General features: G+C 59.3%; 28 protein-coding genes. 11 read left to right on the plus strand and 17 right to left on the minus strand.

The annotated features are described in order from the left end of the window. The first annotated feature begins 68 nt into the window (after nucleotides 1-68). Both ACP15S_RS03155 and ACP15S_RS03160 read left to right on the plus strand, forming a co-directional pair. A complete protein-coding gene (locus tag ACP15S_RS03155) occupies nucleotides 69-1589 on the plus strand; it encodes a trimethylamine methyltransferase family protein (RefSeq protein WP_425038120.1) in 1521 nt (506 codons plus the stop codon). 12 nt (nucleotides 1590-1601) lie between these two features. Then, the gene (locus tag ACP15S_RS03160) at nucleotides 1602-4070 is read left to right on the plus strand and encodes a GcvT family protein (protein WP_425038121.1); all 2469 of its coding nucleotides are present in this window, start codon (nucleotides 1602-1604) and stop codon (nucleotides 4068-4070) included. Between the two features lie 225 nt (nucleotides 4071-4295). Here ACP15S_RS03160 and ACP15S_RS03165 read toward each other — a convergent pair whose 3' ends face one another. The 6 genes from ACP15S_RS03165 to ACP15S_RS03190 all read right to left on the minus strand — a co-directional run bounded on the left by ACP15S_RS03165 (nucleotide 4296) and on the right by ACP15S_RS03190 (nucleotide 8236). After that, nucleotides 4296-4475, minus strand: a complete 180-nt coding sequence (locus ACP15S_RS03165; RefSeq protein WP_425038122.1) for a hypothetical protein — start codon at nucleotides 4473-4475, stop codon at nucleotides 4296-4298. Continuing rightward, nucleotides 4421-4552, minus strand: coding sequence for a hypothetical protein (locus ACP15S_RS03170; RefSeq protein WP_425038123.1), 132 nt, complete (start codon nucleotides 4550-4552; stop codon nucleotides 4421-4423). The genes ACP15S_RS03165 and ACP15S_RS03170 overlap by 55 nt, the downstream gene beginning before the upstream one ends. A gap of 361 nt (nucleotides 4553-4913) precedes the next feature. Then, nucleotides 4914-5177, minus strand: a complete 264-nt coding sequence (locus ACP15S_RS03175; protein ID WP_425038124.1) for a DUF7218 family protein — start codon at nucleotides 5175-5177, stop codon at nucleotides 4914-4916. A gap of 39 nt (nucleotides 5178-5216) precedes the next feature. Continuing rightward, nucleotides 5217-5873: a potassium channel family protein gene (locus tag ACP15S_RS03180; RefSeq protein WP_425038125.1), complete on the minus strand. Its 657-nt coding sequence runs from the start codon at nucleotides 5871-5873 to the stop codon at nucleotides 5217-5219. A gap of 10 nt (nucleotides 5874-5883) precedes the next feature. Then, nucleotides 5884-7338 (minus strand): TrkH family potassium uptake protein, encoded by a 1455-nt coding sequence (locus tag ACP15S_RS03185; RefSeq protein WP_425038126.1) that lies wholly within the window; start codon nucleotides 7336-7338, stop codon nucleotides 5884-5886. A gap of 1 nt (nucleotide 7339) precedes the next feature. Then, complete coding sequence (locus tag ACP15S_RS03190; RefSeq protein WP_425038127.1) at nucleotides 7340-8236, minus strand: mechanosensitive ion channel family protein; 897 nt, start codon at nucleotides 8234-8236, stop codon at nucleotides 7340-7342. A gap of 98 nt (nucleotides 8237-8334) precedes the next feature. On the opposite strand from ACP15S_RS03190, the gene ACP15S_RS03195 reads away from it, so the two are divergent. Further along, a complete protein-coding gene (locus ACP15S_RS03195) occupies nucleotides 8335-9165 on the plus strand; it encodes a formate/nitrite transporter family protein (RefSeq protein WP_425038128.1) in 831 nt (276 codons plus the stop codon). 439 nt (nucleotides 9166-9604) lie between these two features. Here ACP15S_RS03195 and ACP15S_RS03200 read toward each other — a convergent pair whose 3' ends face one another. Further along, the gene (locus tag ACP15S_RS03200) at nucleotides 9605-9769 is read right to left on the minus strand and encodes a hypothetical protein (RefSeq protein ID WP_425038129.1); all 165 of its coding nucleotides are present in this window, start codon (nucleotides 9767-9769) and stop codon (nucleotides 9605-9607) included. Continuing rightward, nucleotides 9769-9897, minus strand: a complete 129-nt coding sequence (locus ACP15S_RS03205; protein ID WP_425038130.1) for a hypothetical protein — start codon at nucleotides 9895-9897, stop codon at nucleotides 9769-9771. The genes ACP15S_RS03200 and ACP15S_RS03205 overlap by 1 nt, the downstream gene beginning before the upstream one ends. Before the next feature lie 220 nt (nucleotides 9898-10117). Between ACP15S_RS03205 and ACP15S_RS03210 the strand changes: the two genes are divergently transcribed. After that, nucleotides 10118-10564, plus strand: a complete 447-nt coding sequence (locus ACP15S_RS03210) for a PRC-barrel domain-containing protein (protein WP_425038131.1) — start codon at nucleotides 10118-10120, stop codon at nucleotides 10562-10564. Nucleotides 10565-10664: 100 nt separating this feature from the next. Here the strand turns inward: ACP15S_RS03210 and ACP15S_RS03215 are convergent, their stop codons facing one another. From ACP15S_RS03215 to ACP15S_RS03245, 7 genes are all read right to left on the minus strand, one after another. Then, nucleotides 10665-10835: a hypothetical protein gene (locus tag ACP15S_RS03215; protein WP_425038132.1), complete on the minus strand. Its 171-nt coding sequence runs from the start codon at nucleotides 10833-10835 to the stop codon at nucleotides 10665-10667. A 108-nt stretch (nucleotides 10836-10943) separates the two neighbouring features. Continuing rightward, on the minus strand, nucleotides 10944-11951 hold the full coding sequence (locus ACP15S_RS03220) for an AI-2E family transporter (protein ID WP_425038133.1): 1008 nt from the start codon (nucleotides 11949-11951) through the stop codon (nucleotides 10944-10946). Nucleotides 11952-11954: 3 nt separating this feature from the next. Then, entirely contained in the window at nucleotides 11955-12698 is a 744-nt protein-coding gene (locus ACP15S_RS03225) for a hypothetical protein (RefSeq protein ID WP_425038134.1), read from the minus strand. Then, the gene (locus ACP15S_RS03230) at nucleotides 12691-13122 is read right to left on the minus strand and encodes a phage holin family protein (RefSeq protein ID WP_425038135.1); all 432 of its coding nucleotides are present in this window, start codon (nucleotides 13120-13122) and stop codon (nucleotides 12691-12693) included. The genes ACP15S_RS03225 and ACP15S_RS03230 overlap by 8 nt, the downstream gene beginning before the upstream one ends. Continuing rightward, on the minus strand, nucleotides 13122-13571 hold the full coding sequence (locus tag ACP15S_RS03235; protein WP_425038136.1) for a hypothetical protein: 450 nt from the start codon (nucleotides 13569-13571) through the stop codon (nucleotides 13122-13124). The genes ACP15S_RS03230 and ACP15S_RS03235 overlap by 1 nt, the downstream gene beginning before the upstream one ends. A 30-nt stretch (nucleotides 13572-13601) precedes the next feature. After that, on the minus strand, nucleotides 13602-14075 hold the full coding sequence (locus ACP15S_RS03240) for a DUF2383 domain-containing protein (RefSeq protein ID WP_425038137.1): 474 nt from the start codon (nucleotides 14073-14075) through the stop codon (nucleotides 13602-13604). A gap of 197 nt (nucleotides 14076-14272) precedes the next feature. Continuing rightward, nucleotides 14273-15001, minus strand: a complete 729-nt coding sequence (locus tag ACP15S_RS03245; RefSeq protein WP_425038138.1) for a Crp/Fnr family transcriptional regulator — start codon at nucleotides 14999-15001, stop codon at nucleotides 14273-14275. A gap of 78 nt (nucleotides 15002-15079) precedes the next feature. Between ACP15S_RS03245 and ACP15S_RS03250 the strand changes: the two genes are divergently transcribed. Next, complete coding sequence (locus ACP15S_RS03250) at nucleotides 15080-15454, plus strand: hypothetical protein (RefSeq protein ID WP_425038139.1); 375 nt, start codon at nucleotides 15080-15082, stop codon at nucleotides 15452-15454. 2 nt (nucleotides 15455-15456) lie between these two features. Here ACP15S_RS03250 and ACP15S_RS03255 read toward each other — a convergent pair whose 3' ends face one another. Continuing rightward, nucleotides 15457-15729 (minus strand): hypothetical protein, encoded by a 273-nt coding sequence (locus ACP15S_RS03255; RefSeq protein WP_425038140.1) that lies wholly within the window; start codon nucleotides 15727-15729, stop codon nucleotides 15457-15459. 124 nt (nucleotides 15730-15853) lie between these two features. On the opposite strand from ACP15S_RS03255, the gene ACP15S_RS03260 reads away from it, so the two are divergent. From ACP15S_RS03260 to ACP15S_RS03275, 4 genes are all read left to right on the plus strand, one after another. After that, nucleotides 15854-16021, plus strand: a complete 168-nt coding sequence (locus ACP15S_RS03260) for a DUF1328 domain-containing protein (RefSeq protein WP_425038141.1) — start codon at nucleotides 15854-15856, stop codon at nucleotides 16019-16021. Between the two features lie 75 nt (nucleotides 16022-16096). Next, nucleotides 16097-17440 (plus strand): NADP-specific glutamate dehydrogenase, encoded by a 1344-nt coding sequence (gene gdhA, locus ACP15S_RS03265; RefSeq protein ID WP_425038142.1) that lies wholly within the window; start codon nucleotides 16097-16099, stop codon nucleotides 17438-17440. Then, complete coding sequence (locus ACP15S_RS03270) at nucleotides 17440-19086, plus strand: acetolactate synthase large subunit (protein WP_425038143.1); 1647 nt, start codon at nucleotides 17440-17442, stop codon at nucleotides 19084-19086. The genes gdhA and ACP15S_RS03270 overlap by 1 nt, the downstream gene beginning before the upstream one ends. 54 nt (nucleotides 19087-19140) lie before the next feature. Next, nucleotides 19141-19638, plus strand: coding sequence for a Dps family protein (locus ACP15S_RS03275; RefSeq protein WP_425038144.1), 498 nt, complete (start codon nucleotides 19141-19143; stop codon nucleotides 19636-19638). Nucleotides 19639-19708: 70 nt separating this feature from the next. Here ACP15S_RS03275 and ACP15S_RS03280 read toward each other — a convergent pair whose 3' ends face one another. After that, the gene (locus ACP15S_RS03280) at nucleotides 19709-20512 is read right to left on the minus strand and encodes a response regulator (protein ID WP_425038145.1); all 804 of its coding nucleotides are present in this window, start codon (nucleotides 20510-20512) and stop codon (nucleotides 19709-19711) included. Between the two features lie 91 nt (nucleotides 20513-20603). Between ACP15S_RS03280 and ACP15S_RS03285 the strand changes: the two genes are divergently transcribed. Both ACP15S_RS03285 and ACP15S_RS03290 read left to right on the plus strand, forming a co-directional pair. Next, nucleotides 20604-20774, plus strand: a complete 171-nt coding sequence (locus ACP15S_RS03285) for a NepR family anti-sigma factor (protein WP_425038146.1) — start codon at nucleotides 20604-20606, stop codon at nucleotides 20772-20774. Further along, nucleotides 20771-21322, plus strand: a complete 552-nt coding sequence (locus ACP15S_RS03290) for an RNA polymerase sigma factor (protein ID WP_425038147.1) — start codon at nucleotides 20771-20773, stop codon at nucleotides 21320-21322. Before ACP15S_RS03285 ends, ACP15S_RS03290 begins: the two co-directional genes overlap by 4 nt. The last annotated feature ends 15 nt before the right edge of the window (nucleotides 21323-21337 follow it).

Genomic DNA, 21337 nt, shown 5'->3' on the forward strand with positions numbered 1-21337 from the left:
ATTTTCAACCGTCACAGATGCTGTCGAAAGATGTACCCATCCTTTGACTGCTTTTGGGAGGGCTGTTTATGGCACGTCGGGCACGCGCATCGCGCAACAGGGACAATGCGTCATCGGGTGTTCCGGCATCGCCATACATCCGCCGCACCGTTCCGTTCTTCGATATTCTCGATGAAGAGCAGATCGGGAAGTTGGAAGCGCAGGTCGACTGGATCATTCAGGATGTGGGCATCGCTTTCCGGGACGATCCCGAAGCGCTGGAGTTGTGGCGCAAGGAAGGGGCAAATATTGAGGGCGACATTGTGCGCGCTCCGGCGGACTGGATCAGGTCGCTTTGCGCCAAAGCGCCTTCGGAGTTCACCCAGCTTGCCCGCAATCCCGACCGCTCTGTCACCATCGGCGGCACCCATCAGGTGTTCGCGCCGATCTACGGCGCCCCCTTCGTGCGCGACCTCGAAGGCGGGCGGCGCTATGGCGACATGGACGCCTTCCGCGATCTGGTCCGACTGACTTATCTGCATCCCAACCTGCACCACGGCGGTTTCGTCACCTGTGAGCCCTGCGACGTGCCGGTCAGCAAGCGTCACCTCGACATGCTCATGGCGCATATGACGTTGTCGGACAAACCGCATCTGGGCGCGATCACCGAGATGAGCCGCGCGCAGGACTCAGTCGACATGGCCGAGATCGTCTTTGGCAAAGACGTCATGGACGAGAACTGCGTCATCATGGGCAATGTGAACACCAATTCGCCCTTGCTGGTGGACAAGGTGGTGACCGAGGCCGCGCGGGTCTATTCGACACGCGGGCAGGGGATGATCGTGGTGCCGTTCATCCTGACCGGGGCAATGGGGCCTGTGTCCACCGCCGCCTCTGTTGCGCAGGCCATGGCCGAAGCGATGATGGTTTGCGCCTATGTGCAGTTGTTGCGGCCAGGTGCGCCCTTTGTGCTGGGCAACTTCCTGTCGTCCATGTCGCTCAAATCCGGCGCGCCGACCTTCGGGATGCCGGAGCCTGTGGTCTCCAACTATGCCATCGGCCAGCTGGCGCGTCGCGCGGGCCTGCCCCTGCGCTGCGGTGGCTCGCTCACCGCCTCCAAGATCGAGGATGCGCAGGCCGCCTATGAAAGCGCGGATTCGATGCACTCGACCATGATGGCGGGCGCGAATTTCGTTCTGCATTCGGCGGGCTGGCTTGAGGGCGGTCTCTGCGCGGGCTTTGAAAAGCTGATCATGGATGCGGATCGTCTGGGCAGCTACCAAAAGGTGCTGAGCCGGGGGCTCGATGTATCGGAAGATGCGCTGGCGCGGGATGCTTACGGCGAAGTCGCGCCCGGTGGGCATTTCCTTGGCTGCGGCCATACCATGCGCAACTACCAGACCGCATTCTATGAACCCAAGCTGAGCGACAGTGAAAACGTCGAAAGCTGGGAAGAGGCCGGAGCACACGACATGCGCGCCCGCGCCAATGCGCGCGTCAAGCAGATGCTCGCTGAGTATCAGCCACCGCCCATCGCAGACAGCACGCGCGAGGCGCTTGAGGCTTATGTGGCCAAGCGCAAAGAAGACCTCCCCGACGCCTGGTACTAAGAGGACAGAACGATGCCTGAGATCCAAAAAGACGAAACAGCCACCGGCAAACCGTTGCCCTCCCATGCCAAAGTCGTCGTGATTGGCGGAGGCGTTGTGGGCTGTTCGATCCTGTTTCACCTGGCAAAGTTCGGCTGGAAAGACGTGGTCCTGTTGGAGCGCGACGAGCTGACGTCTGGGTCCAGCTGGCACGCGGCCGGGCAGATCCACACGATCAGCTCTGACCCCAATATCTCCCGCCTGCAAAGTTATACCATCGACCTCTACAAGGAGATCGAAGAGACGTCCGGTCATTCCGTGAGCTTGCACATCACCGGCGGCTTCTACGCCGCCTCGACCAAGGAATGGTATGACTACCTCAAGCGGGAACGCTCCAAGGCGCGCTATATGGGGCTGAACCAAGAGTTCATCTCGCCCAAGGAGCTGGCCGAACGCCATCCGCTGATTGACCCCAAACATTACCATGCTGCCCTCTGGGATGATCAGGATGGCGACCTTGATCCCTCCGGCGCCACCTATGCCTTCGCCAAGGCCGCACGGGTGCATGGGGCGCAATACTTCACCCATTGCGGGGTGACGGACATGTCGCAGCGTCCCGACGGGTCGTGGGATTTGACCACACCCAAAGGCACCATCAACGCGGAACAGATCGTCAATTGTGGCGGTCTCTGGGCGCGCGAGGTGGGCTATATGTCCGGCGTGCATCTGCCCGTGCAGCCGATGGAGCACCACTATCTGATCACCGACAAGATCCCGATGATCGCCGAGCGGATGGAGAGCATGGGCGAGGCAGGCCGCCTGCCTGCGGGGATCGACTACGAGGCCAACATCTACTTCCGGCAGGAACGGCAGGGCATGCTCTTGGGCACCTATGAGCCGAAATCGACCCCCTGGAAAGTGGACGGCACGCCCTGGGACTTTGGCCATGAGTTGCTGCAACCCGATCTGGACCGGATCGCTGACCGTCTGGAAATGTCGTTCGAACGCATCCCCGCCATCGGAGAGGCGGGCATCAAGGACATGATCAACGGGCCGTTCACCTTCGGCCCCGATGGCAACCCGATGATCGGCCCCGTGCCGGGGATGAAGAACTACTGGGTCGCCGTGGGCGTCATGGCGGGCTTCTGTCAGGGCGGCGGTGTGGGCCTGACGATGGCCGAGTGGATGATCGACGGAGAGCCTTCGATTGACGTCTGGGCCATGGATGTGGCGCGTTTTGGGGAATTTGCGACACCCGATTGGGGCACGATCAAATCGTCGGAAAATTACGAACGCCGCTTCGTGATGACCTTCCCCAACGAGACCCTGCCCAAAGGTCGGATGCAGAAGACCACCGCGCTTTACGACCGGCTGGTCGCCAAGGGCGCGCTGATGGGGCAGGGCTTTGGCCTCGAAAACGCGCTTTGGTTCGCCGACAGCCCCGAGGACGCCCATGAAGACCCGACATTCGAGCGCAACCGCAGCCACGATTATGTGGCCCGCGAGATCAAAGCGGTGCAGGAGGCCGTCGGCGGCATCGAGATCGCCAATTTCGCCAAGCACGAATTCAAGGGCCCCGGCGCGCGGGCTTATCTCGACCGGACGTTGGCGGGCTATGTGCCCAAGCCGGGTCGCCTGACGCTCACGCCGATGCTCACGCCCAAGGGCAAGCTCTACGGCGATCTGACCGTGGCCTGCCTCGGCGAGGAGCACTTCATGCTGTTCGGCTCCGGTGCCATGCAGGAGGCGCATCGCCGCTGGTTTGAGAAAGACCTGCCCGAGGACGTGAGCTACGCCAATGTCTCTGACGACTGGCACGGGATCGCGCTCTCTGGTCCGAAGTCGCGCGAGCTGCTGGCGCGCATCTGCCGCGAGGATATCAGCCCGGAGGCTTTCAAGTTCCGCGACCTGCGCCAGACCTTCGTCGGCGGCGTGCCGGTGATCCTGAACCGGATCAGCTTTTCCGGCGAGTTGGGCTATGAGATCTACTGCAAGCCGCAATACCTGCTGCGTCTGGCCGAGGCGATTGAAAGCGCTGGCGCTGATCTCGGCTACCGCTGGTATGGCGCGCGGGCGCTGATGTCGATGCGGCTGGAGAAGGGCTGGGGCGTCTGGACGCTGGAGTTCCGCCCCGATTTCGACGCGGTCGAGAGTGGCATGGATGCCTTCATCAACTGGAAGAAGGACTTCGTCGGCAAGGAGGCCACACAGGCCATCCGCGACGCCGGGCCGAAACAGAAGCTGGTCACCATGACCATCGACGTGGACGGCATAGACGTCAGCAACGATGAGGCCATCCTGAAAGACGGTGCGGCCGTAGGTTACGTGTCCTCGGGCGGTTACGGCCACCGCGCAGGTGCCTCCATGGCGATGGGCTATGTCGCCGCAGAGCACGCGGCACCGGACACGACGCTTCAGGTGGAAATCCTGGGCGAGATGTATGACGCAAAGGTGCTGGGCGGGCCGATCTATGACGCCAACGGCGCCAACATGCGGTGCTGAGGAGAGGGGGGTATCCCGCAATCAACACAGGTGCCGACATGCTGGGCACGACAGTGCCCCGGTTTCTCTTTGTGTTGTTGCCAGGCTTGCTGTCCATCCTGGTGTGTCCGTGAAGACAGAAACAGCGACAACAGGACCGTCACGCCTGTCACGAGGACCGAATTGAACACGAACAGCGTAATCGGGGCGCGGCCAAACGCCGCCGCGTAGTTGTTGGTGCTTATGTCACCCACCGGAAAGAAGGCCCGAATGCTCGACGCATCCGCGAAGCAATTGCAGGTCGGGCTTGAAACTCGACACGACCATGAACACAAGCGGGAAGACAAAGATCAGCGCGGTCAGCATCAGCATCACATAGCGGATGACGAGACGCAGGCCGTGATTGTCAGGATCGATTGCGGCCACACATATCCCAGTTGAGCAATTGCAATCTGGACTTTTTGCTTGGTTGACGCCTTCACGGCAGCATTGCCATTGACCACCCGACTAACGGTTTTGGCGAAACGCCAGCCTTGAGCGCAACGTCATATATCGTTGCCATCAAGCGCCCTCCCAACCGCTGCAACGGTTCTGACAGGAAGCGGATCGTCGCAAATGGCACCGATTTCATGACGCCGATGTCAAAATATTGTCAAACAAGAGATTCGCGCACAGGCAGGGATTTGGCCTCCGTATTGTGAAGCTCAGAGGGCCAGCTCCCTCAAGAAACCGCCGACAATGGGGCGCAAATCCAACTCAGGACGGGATTTTGAGATTGAGCGAGTGACCTGCCCCCGGGGCGCCCTCATTCATAACAAGAGTCTGCGGATCTGATTTTTAAATTCGTCGGTTTCGGTCTGGATCTCACTTACTCCTCAGAGCCTCGATCAGTTCGGATTTCGAGAGCTCCGAGCGGCCGTCGATGTCCAGTTCCCGCGCCCGTTCGTAAAGCTGGTCTTTTGTCCATTCCTCGTAGGGCGGAGCTTTCCCGCCTTTGCGGGACGGATCAGTGGCGTCATTTGCCTGCGCATTGGCAATACTGGCCGCCTTTGCTTTCCCGTAGCCTTCCCGGCGCATTGCCTCGTAGGCTGCGTCATTTTTGATGGTTGGTCTGTTTTCCTTGGGCATGTCGCTCTCCTGTAGCTAGAGGATGAACGTCTCGCGCCCTCAAGAGTTCCACGACGCAACCGCGTCTTTCACAGCTTCTATGTCGTCCTTTTTGACGGCCAGCAGGATTTCGTCACCTGATTGCACATGTGTCTCAGTCGTTATCAGGACTTCTTCATCGCCCCGAACGCGCGCGATGAGCGAGATGTGGTCTGGCAGCTCAAGGTTGGCTAACGCTTCGTCCTGCACCCCCTCCGGTACTGTCAGCCTTTTCAGGCGTAAGGCATTGCTCAGGTTCATGACCTCTGACATCTCGCTTTTTTCCTCAAGCGCGCGGCAGATGCTCTCGGCAACGGTGACATGCGGTGTGATCGTATCTGCCAGATCAAGTTCAGCACATACGTCCAGAAGCTCGGGCGATATGATTTGTGGGATGACCCGCCCATATCCGACGGAGCGGCCAACCAAAGCGGCCAGGATATTGTCATCCGACGCGTTGGTGAGCGCGATGAGCACGTCGTCTTCAGAGGCATGGGCTTCGCGTAGAATGGACGGGCTCGTTCCATCTCCTTCAATCATGCCGCAATCGAGCGTTTCGGCAAGCCGTTCGAGCTTCCCCCTGTCGCGATCAATCACGACAACCTCGTGATCCTGCTCGATGAGCGTTTGGGCTGTGGCCGTGCCGAATTTGGATCCACCGACAATGACAATGCGCATTTTATTCTCCTCAGGAGTGGTGCCAGCTGCGTGGCAAAAAGATCAGCAAGACCGCCACAAATTCCAATCGGCCCAGCCACATGGCAAAGGTCAGCAGAAGCTGAAGGGCAGGCGGTAGTTCAGGCCCGACCAGAGATGACAGGCCGACGGTTGAGAGCGCCGATACGGTGTCGAACAAGGCCGGCCCCGGCGCATAGCCATAGGCCAGAAATGCACACCAGACGACGAGCAGCGTCGCCGTGTAGAGCAGCAGCAATGCGAGTAATGCTGTGACACGCCGTTGGCTCACAGGTGATCCATTGCGTCGCAACGGTGCGACGGCACTGTCCGGAAGGCGTGGTGTGGCAAGGGCATGTCGCGCCGCGCGCAACAACAGGGCCACGCGAGACAGTTTCAAGCCTCCCGCTGTAGACCCCTCATCTCCGCCTGCCAGCATCACGACCAGGAAGAGCACCAACGCCGGGCCGGCAAGCGGCATGGCACCCACTGAAAAGCCCGCCGTACTAAGGCCGGACCATAGATCGAGCAGCTTGGGCCAGATGTCAGACACAGCCGTCCCCGTGCTGGCCAGCCCTACAGCGTAGAGGCCTCCGAAAACAGTGACGGCCCAGATCAGGCGTTGCACGGAGCCCAGCTTCCAAGCCCCTTTGACATCGCCGCGCGCGGCCAGCGCAAAGAAAAGCAATGACAGCGCGCCCAGAAGGGAGACGGCGATGACGAGGCTCTGGGTCAGCAAGCTGTACTCTGCAAGGGATGTGGAGCGTGGCGCAAAGCCACCGGTCGAAATTGCCGAGAGAGCAAGGACAAGCCCCTCTGCGATGCGCGGCGTCGTTAGCGCCAGCGCGAGCCCGGAGCACAATGTGAGCAACACATAGGCCAGAAGCAATTGCCGCGCTTTGTTGCGGGTCGATGCGATGCGGTCGCCCTGATCAATACCCGCCTGTCCCAGGCGTCGGCTGGCCGGGCCCGGCCCGAGGATCAGGGCCAGCACCGCCGTGGCCATGGCCAGACCGCCGCACCATTGCATCCACGAGCGCAGCACATGGCCCGCAAAGGGCCAGTCATCGGGGTTGGTCGCCACGGACAGGCCTGTGGTTGTAATCGCGCTCATGCCCTCAAAGAGCCCGGAGATCGGGGTCATGCCAAGCGCTGCGAAAGCGGGCATGGAAAACACCGCCGCCAGGCAGAACATCAGCGCAAGGCTGATCATCGCCTCCACTTGCCGCAGATCGCGGGGAAGCGGCTTGCGCAGGGTGAGCACAGCCGGGATGACCCCCGCAAGGCTGGACAGAGCAAGCGCCGTTGCCAGGGCCACAGAACCTTCCACCGCTGCCCAGATCAGCGGAGGTCCGAAGAGCAAGAGGCTCAATCCGCCATGCTTGGCCAGCGTCAGGCCGATGACCCATGGACGCGCGGTCAGCAGAAGCGTGTCATAGCCTTGCTGCGCAGTGAAACGACGGGCCATGTTACTGTGCGGCATGCGCATCAACGTTGTGAACCGGTATCGGCCCATTGACCGTCAAGGTGCGATAGGGGAAGGGGATCTCGATCCCGGCATCATCCAACGCCCGCTTGACCGCGGCCACGACCTGATCTCGGCTTGCGCGGATATCGACGGGTTTGGACCCTGTCCACCATGTGATCTCAAAATCAATCGATGACGCGCCAAAGGCTTTTGCAAATACCTGAATATCGCGGACATCATCGCGCACCATGTCAACCGCGCGCACGGCCTTGGCAATAACTTCGCGGGCCTCATCCACATTTTCGCCGTAGGCCACACCGCAGATGATCGACGTGCGGCGGAAATCGCGATTGGTGCGCACCGTGACGGCGTTGTGAAAAAGCTGGGCGTTGGGCACGACAACCAATTGCCCATCCGTTTGCCGGATGTGCGTGTCCCGGATCGTGATGGATTCGACCTCTCCCTCAACACTGTCACAGGCAATGTGATCGCCAATGGCAAAAGGCTCGCGGACCAAGATCAGAATACCCGCCAGAAAGTTCTCAAACGTGTCCTTGAAAGCGAAACCAATGGCTACCGAGCCCAGACCCAAAGTCGTGAGTGCGCGCCCGGGCGTTATTGTCGGGAAGACAACGGTTAGGGCGATCAGACTTCCCGCTAGCCAAATGGCGGTGCTGCTCAACAATTGCAGCACTGCGATCAAATTGCGCCGCATGCGGCCTGATCCGCCCAATTTCGCGATGATCTTCTTGGCGATCCAAGCGACGAGCCCCGTCAAAATGAGGATGACCAGCGCAACAGCGAGGCGCGGCAAAGCCTGAAGCGCAGCAACGCTCCAGCCTTGGACTTGTTCCAGAACGGGAGCGGGCAGGGCGACGACGTCAGCGAGATTTTCCATGCTCGCTCAACGCCTCGGCGCGCTTCTTGTTCCCTATGTCATGGAACAAATCATCAGCCGGAACGGTTTATCAAGGAATTTAATTGCCGGAGGCGCCCGTGACAGATCAAACATCCCAACCGCTGACTGAGGAAAAAGAAGAAGAGCAGATCGTCGAAGATGCGGCCGAATTGTCGCCACGTCTGGTCTTTGAAGCGATCCGCAGGAGTGGTGAGGAGGAGCTGGAGCGCCCGATGCGTGCGCTTTGGTATTCAGGCATGGCGGCGGGGATCCTGATCTCGTTTTCAGTTCTGGCGGAAGCCTTGTTGCGGGCCTACCTCCCGGACGCCGGTTGGCGCTACATCATTGAGAACGCGGGCTACTCCCTTGGCTTCTTGCTCGTTATCCTGGGGCGGCTGCAATTGTTCACGGAGAACACCATCACGACCGTTGTTCCCGCTGTCATTACCCCAACCGCTCAGGTGATTTTGCGTACCACGCGCTTGTGGATTGTCGTCCTGGCCGCCAATGTCGTCGGCGCTTTTGCCGTGGCTCTCTTTCTGGCCTACGCCCCCGTTATGGCGCCGGAGGTCCGATCTGCGTTTACAGATCTGAGCTACCACGCGACTGGCATGCCGGCGCTGGAAGGGTTCCTGCGTGGCATTCCCGCAGGGGTCCTGATTGCCGCGCTTGTGTGGATGTTACCCGGCCTTCATTCGGGGCAAATCGCCATCATTGTCCTCTTCACGTGGCTGATTGCCTTGGGTGATTTTACACATATCGTTGCTGGCTCCGTCGAAATGGCATTTCTGTCGGTTCAAGGTCTGATCACTCTTGGCCAAGCCGTCTTCGGGTTTTTTCTGCCGGTTTTTGCGGGCAATGTCGTTGGCGGCACATTTATTTTCACCATGCTGACCTGGGCTCAGATCAGGGCGGATCTTGCGGAGTGATGTGTATGGCGCGCGCGGGTCGCGCGCCTCGCAGGGATCAACGGTGACAGGAATGCGGTGTGTCTTCGATTGATGAACATCCCTGCGGCGGAGCTCTGGCGCAACGAGCCATGCGCGTTCAAGACGGTGTGGATTGCCAAAGCTTTTTCCTGATGGGTCTGATCACGCGATTTCAGGATGTCGGTTATCAGCCCGCGTGCGTCAGTGGGGAGAACCCTCGCACAATAGGCCACGAAATAGTTGAAAGCTCTTCCGAAAGGGGAAGGGCTGGTGCTTCCGTGGCGAGCGCCGCAACGCTGAGAAGGATTTTGTGCCATATCCTGAACACCCGCCCCCCGCCAATTCTTGTTTTTGTTTGCAAAACCGGCAGAAATAGACCGCCGCTGTTCAGAACAGCGACGGTCAAAGTCAGGCTCGACTGTAAGCGCAGTAAATTGCCTCAGCTGCGCTCGGTTTGGTGCGGAGCATCGCTGGCTAGCGTGGATTTTGGTGCGCTGTCATCGCGCATTCGAGTCTCGGTTCTGTTTTTTGAAACCAAGGCGAAAACAATGACCGAGAGAGATGTCACGAGGAACAAACCGGCAATGAGAGCAATGGCGTCCATTAATCCGCCCCTTGGTCATTCGAATCGATCAGTGTCTCGACTTCATCCACCTCTGGCGTACTGACAGCATAAAGGTAGCCGCCCAAGAGCAGGCCCGCGACCACGACAGCCAGTCCAATACCTCCCAATGCAGGCCAGTGTCTTTTGATTTGGCGATCCAAATTTGTATCTCGTGCGGACATTGGTGTGTACCTCCATTAGCGTCATAATCACAAACGGCTTCCGAGCGAGTTTGGTTCCCAATAAAATTTGCAAAATCGCCGGAACAAAACGAGGGACTCAAGGTTTTTTAACCAAGGTCCAGTTAATTGGATTGAAAATAAACGCAAATGAGAGAAAGGAAAAGCGATGATCAAGATTTTTGCTACAACCACGGCTCTTGCACTTATTGCGACGCAATCGATCGCCTATGAAGAAATGAAAGAAGGCGACAACAGCGACGCCGTCAAATTGAAAGCAGACGAGCCCGTCATATCCGAGTTCGCGACAGACTTTGAAATTGATGGCTGGCGCGAGCTCAAAGCAGAATGGACCGCTGAAGAGATCACGGGCATGCCGCTCTATGATACGGCTGACAATTGGATCGGCGAGGTGGACGATGTCATTGTGACCGAAGCCGGTGAGATCTCGGGCGCCGTCCTGGGCGTTGGCGGATTTCTCGGAATTGGCGAGAAGGACGTTCTCGTCTCCTTCGACAGCCTGAAGATCAAGGCGGATGAAGACGGTGATGACCGTCGCGTCTATGTCGATGTGAGCAAAGAGCAGCTCGAAGCGATGCCGAGTTACGACAGTTAATCAGCTCTCTTTTTGAGCAAGTGGGCCGCCCTTTGGGCGGCCCTTTTGTGTCAGACACATGAGCTCGAAGCCGTGTTGGTTGGAGCGCTTGTCCATGCTGTCACATGAGCGAGCATGTTGCCCACCAGCCAATCTCTCGAAGCGGCAGATCACTATGGGTTTCGGCGGAATAGTCGCTCAAGGACGTGCTCAGAGCAAGGACAGAGCGCAGAGTGGGAGAGTGTTCACTCAACACCACGGAAGCACGCCGCGTCCGCATCAACAACATCATTCCCATCCTTAAGTGCCAAGAGATGCAAGCGCTCTCAAACGACATCGCGACAAGACGTGCCCGGCAAACGGTCCTACGCTGGGGCTGGCCTGGGCGTAAGGCCCGTTCTCAGCTCTGCTGTGGTTGGTTTTTCGGGGCGCTCAAGGTGCGATCAGTTCCCTCGGACGGGATGGCAAAAGCGCTCACCCAGACAAGTACGGGCAGAGCCACGATGCCGCCAATCGGCCCCCAAAGCCACAGGCCAAACAGAATCGCCAAAAACACGCCCAGAGGGTTCAAGTGCATGCGCTGACCCACCAGCGCGGGGGTCACAAATTGCGCCTCTATGAGATTGAAGGCGAGAAAGGTAAGCGCGGGGGCCAAAATCATAACGCCCTGAAACTCGATGCCACCGGAGACAAACAGCGCTGCAATCAGAGAGATCGGCCCGAGGTACAGGATAAAATTGAGCACGAATGCGGCAAATCCCCAAAGAATTGGATTTGGCAGGTTATAAAGCGACGTTGCCGCAAACACTGCAAGGCCCAGGCCGGCGTTTATGAGGGCGATCGTTGTGAAATAATGGGACACGGCGCGATCCGCGCGGCGCAAATCATCCGCTTTTGAAGGAATTACGCCATAAAGATCGTCGCGTGTCAGCAGGAAGAAAAACAATGTTCCAGAAAAGATCAACAATTGCGCCATAAAATTGGGTGCATACCAAAGCGCAGACAACAGGCTTGGAATGGCTGCGGCCATTGCCTCGTCTCCGTCCAGATCAGTGATATTTTGGCCCAATGAGCCAGAGGCCCCCACGGCGTCTGTGATGGAATTGATCCATTGGAATACCTGGAATTGCAGGCGCGGTATTTCTTCCAGAAATTGGGATATCACCGGGCTAATTGCGGCCAGGGCCGTCGCTAGTCCAAGACCTGTCAACACCAGCGCGCCGAAAGCGCAGACCGACGCGGGGACGCCAATACGGGTCAGGATACGAACCGCGGGCGCCAGAACGACTGCGAAGACGATGCCGAGCACGATAGGTGCAATGAGATTTTGCGCGAATTTGAGGGCGGCCACGCTGGCGATCAGGGCCAACGTGGCGAGCGCGAGGTCGGCAATGGCTGAACGGGGCATGCGTTATCGCCGCGCTGACGTATCGAAGTGTTGCCGCGCCGCCTGTGTTCCTGCATCAATTGCTTGGTGTCCCCGATCCTCGAGGTCGGCCAATTCCGCACGAAGCGCAGCTTCAGCATTGCGAAGCAACTGGTCGCGTTTTGCACTGAGCAATGCCCCTTCCGTCCGGGTGCTGGGCAATACGGCGCCAATGAGGCCTCCGACACCGGCCGCAATCAAGGCTGTCGCAAACGGGCGCGCCTGATGCGCTGATTTGGCTTGCGCCGTGATGTGGCGCGCGTGACGTTCCACCGCGTCCTGTGCATCGACGGCCTTGAGCCGCGCTTGTGCCACGCGTTTGCGCGCTTCTGGCGACAATCGGTCGAGGCCTTTGTCCAAGGCTTTGCGCATTGTGGATGCACTGTCAGGTGTTGGAGCGGCAATACGTGCCTTGGCCTTTATCTTGGCGTCAGCTGCCGCGATCCGGACGTCTTCTGAGCCTTGCAAGTCCTTCTGAGGCGTTCTGCGGGCCATTCCGGCGAGAATAACCGCAGCGCCCGCGCCGATGAGAGCGATGCCCGCCGGATTGCGTTTCACTTCTCTGAGCGCCGATTGGGTCAGATCTTCCGCCACCCGAGTGCCTTTTGACATCGCGTCATGGCCAAGGCGCGCGGGTGCAAACCGTTCGGCCAGAGACGCCAGCGCAGTGGCCGCGTGTTTGCGATGATGGTCTGCTTGACGCTCGAGGGTATGACTATCTTCAGGCACGGAAGCTCTCCTTCACGGTTGCGAAATCGGATTTGAGGTTTGAGAGTGTACGTCTGGGCTTCAGGTGCCGGGCCGTCAGACGCGCTTTGCCGATGAGGGCACAGCCAAAGGCCAGCACGATCACGGCCGCAGTCGTCGCCAACGCGGCCAACCAGCCGGGAAGCCCAAGCGCCATCAACCCCAGCACGGCGGCCACCGCCAGCGCATGAAAGGCCACAAGCACCAGAAGCAACGCACTTGCAAACAGGATGGCCGATGTCACGATGGATCTGCCTGCGCGCTGTAGCTCTCTTTGCGCGAGACTCCATTCCGTGCGCACCAGCGCGCGTCCGTGGGACACAAGCACGTCAATCAGGTGCGCGGTATCGTCGTCGCTGCTTGGAGCGGAGCGTGTCGTAGTGTCTGCAATGTCGGGCCCTTGCATTACGAACCCTCCGGCAGATTGCCTGTGTCAGCGCCTGCATCGAGATGACCGCTCCAGGGATCATCCTGCGCGGGACGCACGTCGGGCGCTTTGAGGAAACGCGCGGCGGCGAAGCCAGCCAGCGCGGCACCACCCAAGACTATGGCCGGGTTCTTGCGCGCAAACACCGCGACATCGTCAATCAGCGCATCCAACGGCTTTTCGCGCAGGGTATCTGCCATGTCATTTACTGTCTGGGCCAGTTGACTGAGAGCGGCCGTTTGTATCGAGCCTGCGTCAAACGCATCCGCGGCGCGGTGCAAGGCGTCGGCCGTCTGCTCAGCCTCCTCCAGTCCTGCGTCGCGGGCGGTGTCTGCGGCGGATCGTGCCACTTGCTCTGCCTCGGCAGCTGTCGTCTTCACGGCTTTTTCGATTTGGGACGTAGCTTTGATACCAGATGTCTGGGTCATGTTGCATATCTCATCAGTAAAAATGGGGGATCAGGCTTGGGCAGAAATGTGCTGTTCGAGCTCTGAGAGCCTCTGCTCCAGCTCTGCGCGCTGGTCACGGAGCGCCGGACGCGCCGGGTGGCCTGTGTCGAGTTCGTCGAGAGTGCTGTCGTAATAGCTCAGGATGCGGGCTTCCCCGTCCAGCAATGGTTGCAACGCATCTGTGTCCAGTCCCGCAAAGAGATCACGCAGCGCGACAACCGCTTCCTGGACATGGCCAAACAGAGTGCCGGACATGTCAGGGCTGCCGCTGTTGTTGCGCATGATGGCCTCGAGTTCTGTGAGATGTTTGGCGTGCAGCGACGCAAATTTTTCAGCGTGGCGGGTCAGGGTCGGCGTCCCGCGTTCTTGCAGGCTCTCCAATCCACGGCTCGCATCGATCAAGGTATTTACAAGGGATTGCAGCGCCGAACGATTGTCTGCAACCGTGAGCGGCCCTTCTTTGGCATTCTCCACGCGCTTCATGTGTCTCTCCTCGATTGGTTGGGAGTAAAACGACGCAAGTGGGGGGATTGTTCCAAATTTCAGTCAACAGCGTTGCGAGGGCGGTGGTTTGAGCAGGTTAAGGAACAGCTGTGTCGCGCAAATTGTTGACGTCACTGACCAGCGCTGGCGGAGGCTGATCTGGCCTGCGGGCAAAGCTGGGGGCCCGGGGTTCTTGCTCAAATCAACGGCCGGGGTGGCATCTCCACATCTGCGATCTGCGCCAGTGCTGCCAATTCCGTATGCCGGTAGACGTCAAGGCGGCCATCTGACCATTCGAGCAGACCCTTGGCGCGCAACTTGCCCAGGCATTTGTTTGTGTGCACCAAAGACAAACCCAGCGCATCTGCAATATCTTGTTGCCGGTAGGGCAGGGGGACACCACGGTTCAGTGAGAGGCCCAGCGCCGTCAGACGGTGGTAGAACAGATGTAGCAGCCAGGCGACTTTCGCGAGCCCGTCCAGTTGCCCAACGGCCGAGAGCGATTGGCCGAGCAAGTGCTCTTCGGATGCGGCCAGGTGGGTGATATCAAAGGCACGCTCGGGCTGATGTTTGAACAATGACCAAAGCTCAGAGCGGTTGAACACACACAAACTCATTTGCGTTGTCGCCTCCACGCTGTGTTTCATCTCGCCCATCACCCCCGATTGCAGGCCGATGAAGTCACCCGGAAGAACAAACCCCACGACCTGGCGTTGCCCACCGGGCAGTGATTTATATCTCAGCCCCATGCCGGACAGGATTGTAAAAAGATGCGCGGAAGAGGCGCCCTCCGCCAGAATTTCAGAGCCGGCGTCGGCCTGTAGCTCGCCCGTCTTGAACCGCTGCATAAAGGCGGTTTGATCGTGAGTGATGTCGTCAAAGAAAGGCAATTGGCGCAATGGGCATTGGTCACATTTCGTAGTCATCTTTATCCCCTGCTATGTCATAGTTTAATGCGGACAGAGCGCGCGTCTGCAATACAGCCCGTTACGGAGGAGAGTGTAATGGGCGAGAGTTTCTGGATCGAAGATACCCGCGCAGTTGTTGTCACCCGCAATACTGTAGAAGCCGCAGACCTCGCCATGGCGCTTGACGAAAAGTCAGTCTCGCCGGTGTTGTGCCTGCGAAGCGCATATTTACTGTCACATCTCCTCGACAACCCCGAGATGTCAATCGCGTTGGTCGTGCTGGGTGTGACGCTGGACGATGATCAACGCGTCCTGCTTGCCGCCAAGTGTAGTCAGAGACGGTGTCGGATTTTGATCCTCGACGATGGTGACGCAAGGGCGGGCGAGACGTTCTATCAAACGCTCGCCCGCCCGTTCGACGCGGAATCTCTGGATCACGCTTTGTCAGCCGTTGGGCTTGCAAGCGCTTGAGATCAATTTGATTTGCCGCGCAACGCAAGTCCGAGAAGAACCCCCAAACCAACCGCACCCACAAGCGCTGTCGTTGGGTTTCGCTTGATCACATCCGTGACGTTGGTGTGTGCAGCACGTACCGCATCCTCGGCCTCTGCCATGACGACGCGACTGTGCACCGCGAGGTCTTCGGCTGTCTCCCTCGCTTTGTCCGATACGGCCTCCAACCGGCCCGTGTCTTTTCCATCAGACGATGCCTTTCGCGTGTCCATGTTCTGAGCTGTGGTGGTCATAAGTGGCCTCCTTTCGAATTGGCTTGGGGAGAGAACGCAGAAAAATGGAAATGGTTCCTTGGGAACTTTTTGCCGCGCAGTGTCGTTTCATATGCAATCGAACGATCCAAAAAGGAGATAACCCATGTTGTATTGGGCATTGCTGTTTTTCATCGTGGCCATCATTGCCGGTGTTTTTGGCTTTGGCGGGATTGCTTCTGCCTCCGCAGGCATTGCGCAAGTGCTATTTGTCATTTTTCTTGTGCTTTTCGTTGCAGCACTGGCGATGCGGGTCCTGCGTAGAGCCTCTTAACACCAGGCTTTGCGTCTGATTTCGGCCGGGGCATCTTGTGCCCCGGTCTTTTTTTCACAGAAAAAACGAGGTCCCATGAACCGCTCTGATGCGCTCGCGGAGGCGTTTCTCGCCGAACTCTCCGTCACCGACGACAGCCACCCAAACACATACCACGCCATCTCTGATGTCGCGCGCGACGTCCTGACAGTTGAGAAAAACGATCCCGCATGGTCCGCCGCACGTGTGCTGCGGCGTTTGAGTGACCCGGATCGTATTCTGTCCTTCCGCGTGACATGGGAAGACGACAACGGCGATGTGCGGGTCAACCGGGGCTGGCGCGTGCAGGGCAGCAATGCCATCGGCCCCTACAAGGGCGGCTTGCGGTTTCATCCGTCGGTCAATGAGGATGTCCTGCGTTTTCTCGCTTTTGAACAATGTTTCAAGAACGCATTGACGGGCCTGCCTCTGGGTGGGGCCAAAGGCGGGGCTAACCTTGATCCGCGTGGACTTTCCGAGCGCGAAATCATGCGGTTCTGTCAGGCGTTCATGGCGCAGCTGGAACCGTTTGTCGGACCTGATCAGGACGTGCCCGCCGGTGACATCAATGTCGGCGCCAGAGAGATCGGCTATCTCTTCGGCGCGTGGCGTCAGCGGCGGGGGCTTTATCAGGGCAGCCTGACGGGCAAGGGCTTGTCTTATGGCGGCTCAGAAATGCGCATTGAGGCCACGGGCTTTGGGCTGGTCTATTTCGTGCAAGCCGCGCTGGCTGAGCAGGGGCATGACATCAAAGGGAAACGTGTCGCCATCTCCGGCAAAGGCAATGTGGCTACCCATGCCGCACTGAAAGCCACTGAGGAAGGGGCCCGAGTGATCTCGCTCTCGGACACCAGCGGCACGTTGGTGGCACCGGACGGTATGTCGCCCGACCTGATCCGTTGGGTGCAGGAGCGCAAGGCGCGCGGGGAGGATCTGAGCGATCCGCCGAAAAGTGACGCGGCGCAGTTCCGGGAAGGGGAGGTGCCATGGGATCTTGAGCCGGACATCGCGCTGCCGTGTGCCACGCAAAACGAGCTTGATGCATCCATGGCCCGGACACTGATTGATGGGCAGGTTGAGATGGTCGCAGAAGGGGCCAACATGCCCCTGACGTCCGATGCGGCCCGCGTGTTGCGCCATGCGCATGTGGTGCATCTGCCGGGCAAAGCCGCCAATGCCGGGGGCGTGGCCGTCTCCGGGCTGGAGATGAGCCAGATGAGCCAGCGCCGCTTTGCCAGCGCAGAAGACGTGGACGCGTCCTTGCGTAGCATCATGGCGGACATCCATGCACGCGTGTCCGAGGAAGGACGCGGCACCGGTGAGATTGACTACGTGCGCGGCGCAAATCTCGCAGGCTATCGCAGATTGGCCAAAGCGATCTCAGCACAGGGAATTCTCTGATGACACACACGAACCAAGCAACGGCCCGCTCTGGTGCCAAGGCCCTGATCGAGGCGCTGGACGCCCAGGGCGTCACGACGATCTATGGCGTGCCGGGCGAAGAAACCACGGCGCTCATGGCGGCGATTGGCGAAAGCGGGCTGACATTTGTTCTGTGTCGTCACGAACAATCTGCGGCCTTCATGGCCTCCGTTTATGGCAGGCTCACGGGCAAACCGGCGGTCTGCCTCGCAACACTGGGGCCCGGCGCGACAAACCTCGTCACAGGCGTGGCCGATGCGCAGCTGGACCATGTGCCCCTGATTGCCATCACGGGGCAGGGCGCGCGGGCCCGGTTGTCACGCGAGAGCCATCAAATCATTGATCTTGAGGCGCTCTTTGCGCCGGTGGCCAAGCTGAGCCGCACCGTGCTGGACGCGGATGACATCCCCGCCAGCACCGCCGAGGCATGGCGTCTGGCCTGTGAGGAAAAGCCGGGTGCGGTGCATTTATGCCTGCCGGAGGATGTCGCAGCCAAGGAGACGGACGCGCCTATCTGCCCGTCTTCTGTGCTCCCTGCCCCTTTGGTGCCGGACGCCTCGCTGGAGGCGATCGGGCAACAGCTGCGCGGGGCGGAGCGGCCCGTGATCGTGGCCGGAGCTGGTGTCTTGCGGGCCAATGCCGCGGCCGAAATCAGGCGATTTGCAGAGCGTCACAGCATCAGTGTCGCCACAACCTTTATGGCGAAGGGCATTCTGCCCAAGGATCACCCCCAAATGCTCTTCACGCTCGGGCAGCCCGAGCCGGACGTGACCGATCACGCGCTGAGCGCCGCTGATCTTGTGCTCGCAGTTGGTTTCGACCCTGTTGAATTTGATGCGCTGACGTTGACGGAGGACGGCGCCCGGCTGGCCGCTCTGGGTCTGCGCCCCACGCCGGTCGATAGCGGCTGGCAGCTGGCGGCGGAAGCCGCAGGCGACATCGCTGCCGCGCTGGAGGACCTGTCGCGGGCGCTGGACGGCCAGACATGGCCCATGGTTCCGACGTTTGACGCGGCGCGTCAGGGGCTTGTCTCGGAATTGGGACGTCGGCAGACAAAGTCAGATCGCGGTCCGGTGGCGCCTGCGGATCTCTGTGCGGCCATATCGGGGGCCATTGGCGAGGAGGATATCGTCTTGTCCGGCGTGGGGCTGCACAAGCTCTGGATCGCACGCCATGTGATGGCCAAGCGCCCCGGGCAGGTCATCGTGCCCAATGGGCTTGCGGGCATGGGGCTGGCCCTGCCCGGCGCCATTGCGGCGGCCCAGATTTCTGAGCAGGGGCGTGTGCTGGCGGTCTGCGGTGATGGGGACGTGATGATGAACGTCCAGGAGATGGAAACCGCGTCCAGATTGGGGTTGCGCCTGACTGTCATGGTCTGGGTCGATGGCGGCTACGGTTTGATCGACGATCATCAGGGGGACAGCCATGCCGATTTCAAATTCAACGCGCCGCTTTGGGCCAAACTCGCGCAATCGTTCGGCTGGACCCATGCACATATCGAAGGAGTTGCCGATGTGCCGGGCCTGCTGCGCGCAGGTTTGACAGCTGAGGGCTCGACCTTGCTCACAGTCGATGTGGATTATGCCGCATCCGGTGGCCTTCCCACGCGAAAAATGGTGGCGTGAGACGGAACGATACCTGCCGCGATGCGTTGGGAGGATAACAGAAAGGAGCTTATCATGAGCAATGCACTTCATGTTATTCCCACGACCGACGACGTCTCAACAGGCGTCCGCGACACCGCGAAAATCGCCGAAGCCATTGGCGACGTTCTGGCAGATACCTACAGGCTTGTCTTCAAAAGCCACGCCTATCACTGGAACGTGGAGGGGCCGCTCTTCTACTCGATCCACAAGCTGACCGAAGAGCATTACGAGAATATGTTTCAGGCCGCAGATGACCTGGCCGAACGTATCCGTGCGCTGGGACAGCTGGCGCCTGACACGATGGCTGGTATCGTCTCGCGCTCCAAAATCGCAGATCGGGAGACCGATATGAGTGCGGAGGACATGGTGAAGGATCTCGCGTCGGATCACGAACGGATCGCCCACCGCCTGCACGCGCTCATTGAGCTTGTGGAGCCGCTGAAAGACCCGGTTACGGAGGATCTGGCGACAGAACGCAGCGCGTTTCACGAGCAAGCCGCGTGGATGCTGCGCGCTCTTGCCAAGAGCTAAGACGCAGTGACTGAAAAATGAAAGACCCGCCAGCTTTGGCGGGTCTTTCTTCGTCTATCTCAATGACAGATCAGGCGCGTAGCGTTTCGGTTGATGAGAAGAACATGGCCTGCGAAACGGCCGAGCGGACTTGCTCTTCACTGTAGGGTTTGGAGATGAGAAACGCAGGTTCCGGGCCTTCGCCGGTCAGCAAACGCTCGGGATACGCGGTAATGAAGATAACGGGGATCTCCGGGCTTTTTCCCACGATGTTGTTGACCGCATCAATGCCACTGGACCCATCTGCCAGCTGGATATCAGAGAGGATCAGATCAGGCTTTTCTTTCTCAAAAAGACTGATGGCCCCATCCGCTGTGCGCGCCACACCTGTTGTGCGGTGGCCCATCTCGCCCACGATGGATTCCAGATCCATGGCAATGATGGCCTCATCTTCAATGATAAGCACATTGCCCGAAATGGATTTGGCCATTTCCTGATACGCAATATCGCGCAGGTTTGAGACCTCTTCCGGGGTATCGCCTGTGATCGTTGCGATATCCTGAAGGGAAAAGTCTTCGATCGTGTTGAGGAGCAGAACCTCGCGCGTCCCTGGTGTGAGGGCGGCGAGGTGCTTTTGGGCGGCCGCTTCGAGCTGGTCGTCCGTATCGCTCAACGCGCGGCCCGTCGAGGACCAGATCCCATGGAATACCTTGAACAATGCGACTTTGGGCGCGGCGGCTGCGTCAAAGAGGTCCATGTCCGCCAGAATGGCTTCCAGAGTTGCCGCGGCATATTGGTCGCCCTTTGTTTGCGACCCGGTCAAGGCGCGCGCATAGCGTCTCAGAAACGGCAGCGTTGCGCCAATCTGGCTTGTCAGTGTCTCAGTGCTCGTCATGAGGATTTCCCAAAAAAGTTTCATTTTCTGGGAACCCAACGCGCACATGTGCGTTAGGTTCCCGAACAGGTGCAATTTTTCAGACGGACAGATGACCCAGAAAACAAACAGATCAAGAGTAGAGCAGGAGATTGACGAAAACCTGCGCCGCGCGTTTGAAGATATCAGCTCTCAAGCCGTGCCGGACCGTTTCTCGCAGCTTTTGTCTCAGTTGAAAGAGGCGGAAGGCGCGAGCAGTGCAGCCAAGGGAAGCGAAAAATGACCACGGATCCGAGAGACCAATTGGTGGATCACTTGGGTCCCATGCGCGCCTTCGCCATGAGCCTGACGCGCAATGCGGCACTCGCCGACGACATGGTGCAGGATGCGCTCGTCAAAGCCTGGACCAAGATCGACACCTTTGAGCGCGGCACAAACATGCGGGCCTGGCTCTTCACCATTGTGCGCAACACGTATTATTCGCACCATCGCAAGGCGCGACGGGAAGTTGCAGACGTGGACGGGGTTCTCGCGGAAACGCTCGCACAAAAGCCCGACCACGATGGACGGCTCCAGCTGCGCGACTTCCAGGTAGCCTTCGCGGAACTTCCCGATGAACAGCGCGAGGCTCTGACACTTGTGGGCGCAGCCGGCTTTTCATACGAGGAAGCGGCAGATACCTGTGGCGTCGCGGTGGGCACCATCAAGAGCCGTGTCAATCGCGGCCGCGCGCGGCTGGCAGAGCTGATGCATATCGAGGATGATGACGTCATGGAAATGACAGACAAGGTCACCGAGGGCATCGTCGGCGCACAACAAAACGTCGCCTGAGAACGGAACAACAAG

Source organism: Primorskyibacter sp. S187A, assembly GCF_049800955.1.
Taxonomy (GTDB): Bacteria; Pseudomonadota; Alphaproteobacteria; order Rhodobacterales; family Rhodobacteraceae; genus JAKVBH01.